Source organism: Vallitalea maricola, from assembly GCF_036985595.1.
Taxonomy (GTDB): domain Bacteria; phylum Bacillota; class Clostridia; order Lachnospirales; family Vallitaleaceae; genus Vallitalea; species Vallitalea maricola.
This window is the reverse complement of sequence record NZ_BTPU01000025.1, coordinates 45,450-57,386: the sequence shown is the minus strand read 5'-3', so window position 1 is coordinate 57,386 and position 11,937 is coordinate 45,450. Positions and strand designations below refer to the sequence as shown.

Sequence of the window (11,937 nt, the reverse complement as noted above, 5' to 3'; positions counted from 1 at the left end):
GGTGTATTGAAATGTCTTCTAATAAATTAAGTATATCAGTAAGAGAGCTCATAGAATTTGTTCTACGTTCTGGTGATATAAAGTCAGTTTTCTTAAGCTCAAGCAGAGCGGTTGATGGTATAAAAGCACACCAGAAGATTCAGAAGAGATTTAGTAAGGAATATGATGCTTATGAATCAGAAGTACCGGTAAAAGATAAAGTATTAATAGATGATATAGAATTAGAAATAAATGGGCGTATTGACGGCATTATTTTTGATGATATAATAATTATTGATGAAATAAAATCAGTAAACAAATCATTGGAAACTATTGATGAAGATTACAATAAGCTGCATATAGCACAAGGTAAGATGTATGCATATATATATGGGAAACAAAATAATATAGACAAGCTGATAGTTCAATTAACATATGTTGAGCTTGGAAGCTATGCCATAAAACAATTTCAGAATGAATTTACTCTTAAGGAATTAGAAGAATTTTATTTTAGTGTAATAAATCTTTATATAGATTTTGCTAAGAAGATAATCAGTTATAATAAGTTAAGGGATGAAAGTGTAAAAGGTCTTCAATTTCCATTTGATTCTTTTAGAAAAGGTCAAAGGAAATTTATGAATAGTGTATATAAAGTGATAATGGAAGATGAGAAATTATTTGCTAGAGCTCCTACAGGGATAGGAAAAACTATGGGTACTCTTTATCCTGCTATAAAATCAATGGAAAAGAAGAATTCCAAGATATTTTATCTTACAGCTAAGACTATTGGAAGAGATGTAGCAGAAAAAGCCATTAAGCTCCTTGAGGGCAATGGACTAAAGTTAAAAAGGGTTCTTATAACTGCGAAAGATAAGATATGCTTGAATGAAGAGAAAAAATGTGACAGTAAATATTGTAAATATGCAAAAGGACACTATGATAGAATAAATGGGGCTATTGGTGAGATGTTGACAGCAACTGATAATTACAACAGGGATACTATTTTAGAGTATTCTAAGAAATATCAAGTATGTCCTTATGAATTAACTCTTGATTTAGCGCTTTTTAGTGATTGTATCATATGTGATTACAATTATGCTTTTGACCCTAGTGCAGTACTCAAAAGATTTTTTGTGGAAGGTAACGGTAGCTATCTATTTTTAATAGACGAAGCCCATAATCTGGTTGACAGAGCAAGAGAAATGTATTCTGCTACTATGTACAAAAAGCCTATATTAAAGTTAAGGAGAATAGTTAAGGATATAGATAAAACCCTTTATAGATATTTGGGGAAATTGAATAGTTTTATGATTGAAAAGAGACGTGAATGTGAGATTGTAGGAGATTTCATGGTAGAAGAATATTATTCAGAGGATTTTGTAGATATACTTAGAGGTATCATACACAGAACTGAAAAGATATTTGTCAATCTGGTAGAATGGGAACACATGGATGAATTACTTGACTTCTACTTTGACAGCTATGATTTTGTGAAGAAAGCAGAACTCTATGATGATAGATATATAACATATTATGAAAAGATACAAGATGATGTATTGATGAAGCTTTTTTGCTTGGATCCATCAGGGAATCTAAGGGATTATATGGGAAATGCAAAGTCTACTGTGCTTTTTTCGGCTACCTTAACGCCTATGGATTATTTTGTCAAGATACTTGGAGGCAATGAAAAGAATTATGGATTGACTCTTGAATCGCCTTTTGAACAAAAAAATCTATGTTTATTAATAAATAATAAGGTATCTACAAAATATAAGAACAGGCAGAAAACCTATATAAATGTTGTAGAGACTATCTACAATACAATTAAGGGGAAAAAGGGGAACTACATCATATTCTTCCCTTCCTACAAGTATATGAATGATGTGTATGACACTTTTATTAATATAATAGAAGATGATGATATAAATATCATAAAACAAGAAAGAGGACTAAGCGAAAGTGAAAAAGATGATTTTCTAGGAGAGTTCCATAATGAGAGAGAAGATTCATTTGTAGCTTTTGCAGTATTAGGGGGTATGTTTGGTGAAGGTATAGATTTAACAGGAGAAAAACTTAGTGGTGCAGTTATAGTAGGGGTTGGGTTACCTTCTATATGCAACGAAAGGAATCTTATCAAGAATTACTTTGACAATACATCTGATAACGGTTTTGAGTATGCTTATATGTATCCGGGGATGAATAAAGTTATGCAGGCAGCAGGAAGGGTCATAAGAACAATGAATGACGTAGGCATAGTAGTCCTTATAGATGAAAGATTTGGCAGTAATCATTACAAAAGGATTTTTCCTTATGAATGGAATCATGCTGTCTATGCATCTAGTGATTTGTTGAAGGAAAAGGTTGATGATTTCTGGGAGAATTTATAATCAAACAAAAATATAAGTAAGAGGTAATCAAGGGAAATGTATTGAACTTTCTAAAATGGGTGTATAGATGTTCAAGTTCAATATATATAGTTGAAAGGATGGGTTTTAGATGAAAAAAGTAGCATTGATTTTTACAGGTGGAACAATATCCATGATGGTTGACGAAAGGCTGAAGGCTGCTATACCAGCACTATCTGATAAGGATATAATTTCAAAAGTGTCAGGTATTGAGAAAATGGCACAGATTGAGGTTATACACTATGGTGCTTATCCTGGACCACATATTGTTCCTAACATGATGTTGGACATTGCAAGAGTCACTAACGAACTTCTAAGCAGAGAAGATATAGCAGGAGTAGTAATCACACATGGTACTGATACCCTAGAGGAGACAGCATATTTTCTTGACCTTGTTATCAACTCGGAAAAACCAGTTGTTGTAACAGGTTCTATGCGTAATGGTTCAGAATTAGGCTATGATGGACCAGCTAACCTGGCTGCTTCAATATGTACAGTTTGTTCTGAGGAATCTAAGAATAAGGGTGTATTGGTAGTCATGAATAATCAAGTGAATGCAGCAGATGAAGTAACTAAAACTCATACATTAAGTCTTGACACATTCCAGAGTATGGACTTCGGTCCTCTAGGCATTGTAGACTCTGACCAAGTCATCTATTACAGAAACAGAAAAAAAGCTTCTAAGATTGTTACTGAAAAAATTGAGAACAGGGTTGCTCTTATTAAAGCTGTAGCTGGTCTTGGTTCAGAATTTATTGATTATCTTGTTGATAATGATTATAAAGGTATCGTCATAGAAGCTTTAGGTAGAGGAAATCTACCCCCAACCATGTTGGATGGTATACAGAGAGCTATTGACTTAAACATCCCAGTAGTCATAGTATCAAGATGCTCAAAAGGAAGAGTACTGGATTCATATGGATACCAAGGAGGAGGAAGACAGTTAAGGGATATGGGAGTAATATTGGGAGATAATCTATCAGGACAAAAGGCAAGAATCAAATTAATGATAGTCCTTGGAGTAACTAAAGATGTAGGTGAAGTAAGGCAGATTTTTGAGAAGGATTTATATAAAAAAATATAAGAAAAATGTTAAAAAATTGGGCTGTGCAAAAACTAGCTTTATTAGTTTGACCTTTTTGTATATAATTAAATGGGACATAAATTGATGAAAATATTAGTTGTATAATACTACTAATAAAAATAGTCAAATTATTGAAAGTTTATGCACACTTATTTCCGGGTTAATGCTATAATTATTATTGTAAAACCCCCCAATACAATATATATAAATAATAAAGTTTTTGCTACACCCCATAAGAACAAATACCTTCTCCTTAAAGAAAAAAGACAGCCGATCGGTAGGCTGTCTTTTTTGTTTTGCAGGAAAAAGCGACCTACATATACAAGGCGTAGCCTCTTTTCTTGTATGCTATGAAATCTTTACGGATATTTGGGAAGAATATAGTTAAGATAAGTTATTAAGACGACAATTATTAACTAAGCTATATTAACTTGTATAACTTATATCAGTAACGAATATAGTGTATAGAGGTGATATTAGTGAGAACTTATTATAAAAGCTGTTTTTTAAAAAGAAATAATTTTATAAAATTAATATTAAATGCTAATAATAAAAAAGTGATTGAAATAGGAAATGATGTAAGAAATAATGTAATAGTTTATATAAATACAGATGTATTTGCTTCAAAAAAAGAAGCTATAACAAAATATAATAATAGAATTGATCACTTATATAATTGGGGATATGACATTGTTGAAGATTAGTTCTAGAAAGATAAAATAAGGAGGTTTGGCTTAATCCTATGTTACATAAGACTTTTAGAAAACTTTCATTAGCACAAAAATTATTACTGTATATTGATAATAATAAACCAATACTAGATGAAAGAGCAGTTTTTAGTGATGGAACCAAGGAATATAGAATACCTTGTGAACCAAAAGCTAATGAACAAGTAAAAGTTAGGTTAAGGACCAAGAAGGATAATATAGATAAAGCTTTTGTAATCTGTAATGGCAATAGACTGGAATTGTGTATTGATGAAACTGATGAATTATTTGATTATTATGCTGGAGAAATCAGCCTTGAAAAAGAGATCATAGAATATTATTTTGAAATAAACCTCGGTAGTTTTAGATGTTATTATAATAAAAGAGGTATCAGCCGTGAACCTAATACCCATTTCAATTACAGGATATCACCTGGATTCAAAACTCCTGACTGGGCAAAAGGAGCCATATTCTATCAAATTTTTGTTGATAGATTTTATAATGGTAATGAAAGTAATGATGTTGTTGATAATGAATACTTGTATGTAGGTAACTTTACAAGAAAAATAAGTGATTGGTATAAGTACCCAGATGCTGATAGTGTAAGAGATTTCTATGGTGGGGACCTTAAGGGGATAATTGATAAACTTGATTATCTAAGTAATTTAGGTATTGATGTAATATATCTTAACCCTATTTTTGTTTCACCATCTAACCATAAATATGATACCCAAGATTATGACTATGTTGACCCTCATTTTGGTGTTATAGTCAATGATGGAGGGGAAGTTCTTAATGATGATAATCCATGTAATGAATATGCCACAAAATATATAATGAGAACTACTAATAAAGAGAACCTGGAAGCTAGTAATCAATTATTGGTGGAACTCATTGAACAAGTACATTCAAGAGGTCTGAAAATTATTCTTGATGGAGTATTCAATCATTGTGGTTCCTTCAATAAATGGCTGGATAGAGAGAATATATATAAGAATCAAACGGAATACGATATAGGGGCGTATGAATCAAAAAACAGTCCTTATACTAGGTTTTTTCATTTCCATTGTAGATGTGAATGGCCAAACAATACCAACTATGATGGATGGTGGGGTTATGAGACTTTACCCAAACTTAATTTTGAAGGATCAGCAGTATTGTATAACTATATAATGAATATAGCTAGAAAATGGGTTAGTCCACCTTATAATGCTGATGGATGGAGATTGGATGTAGCAGCAGACCTTGGGTATTCACAAGAATTTAATCATATGTTTTGGAGAGATTTCAGAAAATCTGTAAAATCGGGTAAGGATGATGCTATTATCCTTGCTGAGCATTATGATGATTCAAGGGATTGGCTTTTAGGAGATCAATGGGACACAATCATGAACTATGATGCATTCATGGAGCCTGTCACATGGTTTTTGACAGGGCTAGAAAAACATAGTGATGAATATAAAGGAGAATTGCTTAATAACCATAAAGCATTTTTTGATACTATGACTCATAATATGCAAAGCTTTTTAACTGGCTCGCTATTGACTGCCATGAATGAATTATCCAATCATGACCATTCAAGATTTATGACTAGAACTAATCATATGGTAGGTAGAACCAACAATCTTGGACCAGAGAAGGCTAATGAGAATATTAATAAAGGGATTATGAAAGAGGCAGTAGTAATTCAGATGACTTGGCAGGGAGCACCCACCATATATTACGGAGATGAAGCAGGTCTATGTGGATGGACGGATCCAGATAATAGAAGAACATTTCCATGGGGAAAAGAAGATCAAGAGTTACTTTCATTCCACAAAGAAATAATATCCATTCATAAGAGATATCAAGCCCTTAGGACGGGTTCATTGAAATATCTGTATGGAGAATGGGGAGTCATCAGTTATGGAAGATGGGATGACAATGATAAATTAGCAATTGCAGTTAATAATAATGATGAAGAAAGAAGCTTCCATATTCCTGTATGGGAATTAGGTATAAGGGATTCCCAGAGCATGGAAAGAGTTATACTTACGACTAGGGATAGTTTCAATACGGATAAGGAAAAATATGAAGTGAAAAGAGGAAAAATAAGATTAACATTACCAAAGTATAGTGCTATAATTATATCTGGTTAGAAAAAATTGGAAGGACCAGTTAAGTAATGCATATGGTTAATAACTTCCGTAAGATAGACTCTGTTCAGCTGTTTGGATTCTGAAACATTTTGTTTAATAAGAATCTGAAAATATTGCTGAATAGAGTCTATCTTACTAGTATATTAATGCAGTGTATTATTGATGGGTCTTTTTAATATATAGGAGGACTATTCATGAGTAGGATATTAATGGTTGAAGATGACTTTTCTCTAGGTATGGGAATCAAATTTGCTTTGGAAAAAGAAAATTATAGAGTAATACACGCAAAAAGCAAGAAAGAAGCTGAAGCAGAAATATTGAAAAACAGTTTTGATCTAGCTTTATTGGATATAACATTACCAGATGGGAACGGATACGAGTTGTTCACTAATATACAGAAAGTGCAGGATATACCTGTTATATTCCTTACGGCATTAGATGAAGAGGTTAACATAGTTACTGGTCTTGATATGGGAGCGGATGATTATATAACAAAACCATTCAAGTTAAGAGAACTCATTTCAAGAATAAACGCAGTACTTAGAAGAACTTCAGTTAGAGAAAAAAAGGATACCCTTACTTCAGGTGATATGGTTTTATATCCAGATAAAATGAAAATATATAAAAATGCTGTAGAGATTGAAGTAACAAAAACTGAATATAAAGTGCTGAACTATTTTATGAAAAATGGTCAGCAGATATTAAGTAAAGAACAATTACTGGAACATCTATGGGATATAGAAGGAAACTATATAGACCAAAATACGTTAGCTGTATATATGAGAAGAATAAGAGAAAAAATAGAGGACAACCCCTCTAGACCTGATTACATACAAACAGTCAGAGGTGTAGGATACATATGGAATAAAAAGGTATTATAGAAAATTGTATAACAACATTATTATTGTAGCACTAATTCATATTTATATAATTTCAAATGGAGTTAATTACAGGAGGATAAAATGATAAGATATTTCAAAAAAGAACCTTTCATATATAATATTTCCAAGATATCCTTGGGTCTAATGGCAGCTATAATCATAGTATTTTATTTGATATCCAGCAACATGGTTGAGCAGTTACATAGACAGCAGATATTGGACGATTATAATATCATAGGTGGTTTAGCTACTTTGGTTCCTGATAAGGAAAAAGAAATCGCAAATATATTTTTAGAGGGAAAAAATGATCAATATATCATGGTAGGTAAAAAGCTATTAAATAAATATGGATACACCCAGGATATGGACATCAGTTACAGCAAAGATTTTTATACAAAAGCGAAAAGTATGATGACATATAACATAATAATGATTATTTTGATTTTTATAATTATCCTGTTTTATTTTTCAAAGAGCCTTATATATATCATGAAAAAAATAGAATTATTTTCTAGAGGAATAGATAAAGTAATGGATGGGGATTATTCTGTACATTTAGCTACCAATAATGAAGGAATAGTTGATAGGATAGGATATCAATTCAATCTTATGACTAGGAGATTGGAATTAAGTATAGAAGAGATCAAAAAAAGTCGAGAACAAATAAAATCTATAGTAACAGATATATCACATCAATTTAAGACACCTCTTTCTTCCATAAAATTATTTAATTCTTTGATGCTGGAAGATGAAGTTGATAAAGAAAATCAGATAAAATTCTTGGAAAGAAGCAAAGAAGAGATAATCAAGCTTGAATGGTTGATTAATTCACTTGTTCATATATCTAGATTAGAAGCAGGAATGATTCAATTAAAAAGAGAGAATAGGGATATTAAAAAAACTGTTTTAGATGCCATAAACGGGATATATCTGTCTGCTGGTGAAAAAGGTATAAATATTAACATAGAACAATTAATTAACATAGATATAAATCACGATAAAAAATGGACAAAAGAAGCCATATTCAATCTATTGGAAAATGCTGTAAAGTATACAGAAGACGGGGGGAGTATAACTGTAAACATGGAGAGGTTAGAGACTTCGATTAAGATAGTAATCAAGGACACCGGTATAGGCATTTCCAAAAAAGAGCAATTCAAAGTTTTTGACAGGTTCTATAGAGGAGAATCCGAAGAAGTACAGAGAAAAGAAGGTTCAGGTGTAGGGTTATATCTTACAAAAAGAATTATTGAAGAACAAGGAGGTACAGTTACAGTACGTTCAACATTGAATAAGGGTACAACATTTTGCATATTATTCTTCCTTACAGATTTGTAAGATAAAATGAAATAAAAACGTAAGCTATGGAGTATATACTATTCACATGAAGATAATTAAGTCTAGTTACTTATAAGATAGAGTCAATATATAGTCTATGGAGGAATAGAAATGAATGTACTAGAGACAAAAAATCTAAAGAAGTTTTATGGAAGAGAAAATATAGTAAAAGCGGTTAATAATCTCGATTTGACAATAAAGGAGAAAGAGTTTGTTGCAATAGTTGGAACTTCCGGTTCTGGTAAGAGCACATTACTACATCTGTTAGGAGGATTGGACAGACCTACAGACGGTAAGGTTCTAATTGAAAATCATGATATTTATTCAATGAAAAATGAGCAGTTAGCAGTTTTTAGGAGAAGAAAAATAGGGTTCATATTTCAATTCTTCAACTTAGTGCCAGTTCTCAATGCTTATGAGAACATAACATTACCTATTGAGTTGGATGGTAAGAAAGTAGATACTGATTATGTTCAAGATTTGATGAATACCCTAAAAATATATGACAGAAGAGAACACCTGCCAAGTGCCTTATCTGGTGGACAGCAGCAAAGAGTTGCAATAGCTAGAGCATTAGCCTCAAAACCATCTATCATATTAGCTGATGAACCTACAGGAAATCTTGATTCAAAGACAAGTGAAGAGGTTCTAGGACTATTAAAGCTATCAGTTAAAAAATATCATCAAACATTAGTTATGATTACACATGATGATTACATAGCCCGTATGGCAGATAGAATCATTAGAATTGAAGATGGGAAAATAGTTGAGGGAGGTAGATAGTATGAGTATAATGGTAAAATTAGCAAGGAAATACGGTAAAGCCTCTAAGAGTAAGTCAAGATTAATATTATTAGCTATCATATTATCTACTTGTCTAATAACAACTATAGCAACTTTTGCAGTAAGTATAAGACAGATGAATCTAAATAATGTCATTGATTCTTATGGAAAAGCAGAAGCTAGATTTACTAATGTCAATGAGAAACAGATTGATATGTTGAAACACCATATTCAATTAGAGAAAGCAGGAGTTTTTTCTAATGCAGCTGATGTGACAGATATGAATAATTATAGTTTGTCCTTATTATATGCTGATGAAGAAGGAGCAGACCTATTATCATTTAAAGTGGTAGAAGGTATATTTCCACAAGAAGATAATGAAATAGCTGTATTGCCTTCGGTATTAGAACGCTTTGAATTACCAGTAGAGTTAGGTCAGAATATTACTATGGAATATACTACAGGTAATGGAGATTCATATAATAATAAATTCAAGGTTGTAGGAATTCTGAAAGAAAATAATATGATGGCTGTCAATAAGACAGGGTTAGGATTGATATCTGAGAGTTTTATGAGGAAAATAGACCCCCAATTAGTACATAAGGATATAGCTCTTAAATTAAAGGATGATAGTGATGTTTATAACAAGATATTAAAGATGTCAATGGATTTAGAAATTGGGGATGAAAATATTTCGTTCAATGAGATGCTTCTTAATGAAAAACGAAAAAACATAACCAACATGATACCTTTTGCAATATTGGGATTAATGGTTATTATTGCAACTATAATAGTAATATACAATATTTATTATATTTCTGTTGTGGAGAGGATACAGCAGATAGGTATGCTGTCATCTCTTGGTACATCTCCAAAGCAACTAAGAAAGATGATTATATATGAAGGTATCATATCATCAATGAAGGGTATACCATTGGGGATATTGTTAGGATATCTGATTAGTAATATATTAGTACCTATGATACCTCTTAGCAATAATATAGAAATGGTATTTCCATTATATATTATTCTTATAGCTGCGGGTGTTTCCTTGTTCACAATAAGGCTGGCATTGGTAAAACCAAGTAAAATAGCAGCTAAAATATCTCCAATAGAGGCATTACGTTATTCACAGGTAAGTACAACAGGCAAAAAGACCACTAAAAAGACTAAGCATACTAGACTAGGTGCAGTTGGTAAAATGGCTTATTTAAACCTATGGAGAAATAAAAAACGTACAATAATGACTATGCTATCTCTAACTATGAGCGGAATATTATTTATTACATTCTCATCAATCTTTAACAGTATGAGAGTAGATAATCTTACAAGCAATTACGTAGCTGGAGATTTTGATATTGTTAATACTGATTCTGGAAAAGATAATATTGATGATATGAACAATATCATAGAGCAAGTTATGGAAATGGAAGATATAAAAAATATTGTTAAAACAAGACATAAGATAGTCACAATGAAATACGATAGTGAAAAGATGGATGAGCATAAGGAGCAATATGGTAATTATGATGGAACGGTCAACTGTGATGTTTATGGATATGAAGATGTCACTCTAAAAAAATTGGCAGGTAAAATCTTGGAAGGAAACTTGGATTTAGATAAATTAAATCAAGGTAGGTATGTAATATATTCAGGAGATAAAGATGAAGATAATTATCATACTGGAGACAAAGTATTATTCAATGTGAATAAGGGTGATGATACAAGTTTTACAGAAGAATTTACAGTGTTAGCATTTACAGATATATTACCAATAAGTAATAATAGACATAGTATAGGTCCTACTTGGATAGTACATGAAAAAATAGTTAAGGAATACCTAGGTGAGAATAATTACAAAAAAATAGCTGTCAATGTTAATGAAAATTCAGAAGAAGAGGTTAAAACAGAATTAGAGGCGCTACTGGCAGGGTATAATGATGTAGAGGTAATTGAATATAAAAGCCTTTTTGATGAGTACAACAGACAAAAAAATTCCATGCAGTTCATTGGAATGGTGCTTGTTTTCGTTATTGGATTAATTGGTTTGCTAAATTTGATTAATACTATGATAACTAGTATCTTGACTAGAAAAAAAGAGCTTGGTATGCTTCAAGCCATTGGATTATCAGATAAACAGCTAAATACTATGTTACAAGTAGAAGGAATGTATTATTCGTTGATCAGTGGAGTTTTGGCATCAATATTTGGTACACGTATTGCCAAAGTCTGTTTTGAAGTATTTAGCAAAGAAGCAACATATGCCAAATGGCAAAGTCCAATAAAAGAAATAATATTGATGCTAGTTGTTCTAATAATTGTCCAATATATTTTGACTTATTTTATAACCAAAAAGCTTAATAATGAGTCCATTATAGATAGAATAATACGCGTTTAGTGAAATAAAATAACTTTTTATAAAAAATATTAAAATATTTTTAAAAAACCCTTGATTTTTTTCTGAAATAGTATATGATTATATAGAACCTTGCATTATAAGTAAAAAATTATCAAGTTAATAAACGAGAATTATCTAATATTAGATTTAATAATATAGTTCGAATTTTTATTGATGAATTATTTACAAGTAATTTAAGGAAAAATAAAAATTCGGAGGTAAGA

At 31.3% G+C, this 11,937-nt stretch carries 8 protein-coding genes; all 8 read left to right on the top strand.

Features of this window, described 5'->3' with window-relative positions; genetic code table 11:
- The first annotated feature begins 11 nt into the window (after nt 1–11).
- Nucleotides 12–2,366, top strand: coding sequence for an ATP-dependent DNA helicase (locus AACQ14_RS08190; protein ID WP_339363087.1), 2,355 nt, complete (start codon nt 12–14; stop codon nt 2,364–2,366).
- 109 nt (nt 2,367–2,475) lie between these two features.
- Entirely contained in the window at nt 2,476–3,468 is a 993-nt protein-coding gene (locus AACQ14_RS08185; protein WP_339363085.1) for an asparaginase, read from the top strand.
- 479 nt (nt 3,469–3,947) lie between these two features.
- Complete coding sequence (locus AACQ14_RS08180; protein ID WP_339363084.1) at nt 3,948–4,172, top strand: hypothetical protein; 225 nt, start codon at nt 3,948–3,950, stop codon at nt 4,170–4,172.
- A 38-nt stretch (nt 4,173–4,210) separates the two neighbouring features.
- Nucleotides 4,211–6,313 carry an alpha-glycosidase gene (locus tag AACQ14_RS08175; RefSeq protein WP_339363083.1) on the top strand — a complete coding sequence of 701 codons (2,103 nt, stop codon included), beginning with the start codon at nt 4,211–4,213 and terminating at the stop codon, nt 6,311–6,313.
- 194 nt (nt 6,314–6,507) lie between these two features.
- Entirely contained in the window at nt 6,508–7,194 is a 687-nt protein-coding gene (locus tag AACQ14_RS08170) for a response regulator transcription factor (RefSeq protein WP_339363082.1), read from the top strand.
- Nucleotides 7,195–7,275: 81 nt separating this feature from the next.
- The gene (locus AACQ14_RS08165; RefSeq protein WP_339363081.1) at nt 7,276–8,532 is read left to right on the top strand and encodes a sensor histidine kinase; all 1,257 of its coding nucleotides are present in this window, start codon (nt 7,276–7,278) and stop codon (nt 8,530–8,532) included.
- Between the two features lie 111 nt (nt 8,533–8,643).
- Complete coding sequence (locus AACQ14_RS08160) at nt 8,644–9,315, top strand: ABC transporter ATP-binding protein (RefSeq protein ID WP_339363080.1); 672 nt, start codon at nt 8,644–8,646, stop codon at nt 9,313–9,315.
- A gap of 1 nt (nt 9,316) precedes the next feature.
- Nucleotides 9,317–11,713, top strand: coding sequence for an ABC transporter permease (locus tag AACQ14_RS08155; protein WP_339363079.1), 2,397 nt, complete (start codon nt 9,317–9,319; stop codon nt 11,711–11,713).
- The last annotated feature ends 224 nt before the right edge of the window (nt 11,714–11,937 follow it).

Coding starts and splice junctions, on each gene's coding strand:
- AACQ14_RS08190 (WP_339363087.1), top strand. CDS start 12: ATGTCTTCTAATAAATTAAGTATATCAGTAAGAGAGCTCATAGAATTT.
- AACQ14_RS08185 (WP_339363085.1), top strand. CDS start 2,476: ATGAAAAAAGTAGCATTGATTTTTACAGGTGGAACAATATCCATGATG.
- AACQ14_RS08175 (WP_339363083.1), top strand. CDS start 4,211: ATGTTACATAAGACTTTTAGAAAACTTTCATTAGCACAAAAATTATTA.
- AACQ14_RS08170 (WP_339363082.1), top strand. CDS start 6,508: ATGAGTAGGATATTAATGGTTGAAGATGACTTTTCTCTAGGTATGGGA.
- AACQ14_RS08165 (WP_339363081.1), top strand. CDS start 7,276: ATGATAAGATATTTCAAAAAAGAACCTTTCATATATAATATTTCCAAG.
- AACQ14_RS08160 (WP_339363080.1), top strand. CDS start 8,644: ATGAATGTACTAGAGACAAAAAATCTAAAGAAGTTTTATGGAAGAGAA.
- AACQ14_RS08155 (WP_339363079.1), top strand. CDS start 9,317: ATGAGTATAATGGTAAAATTAGCAAGGAAATACGGTAAAGCCTCTAAG.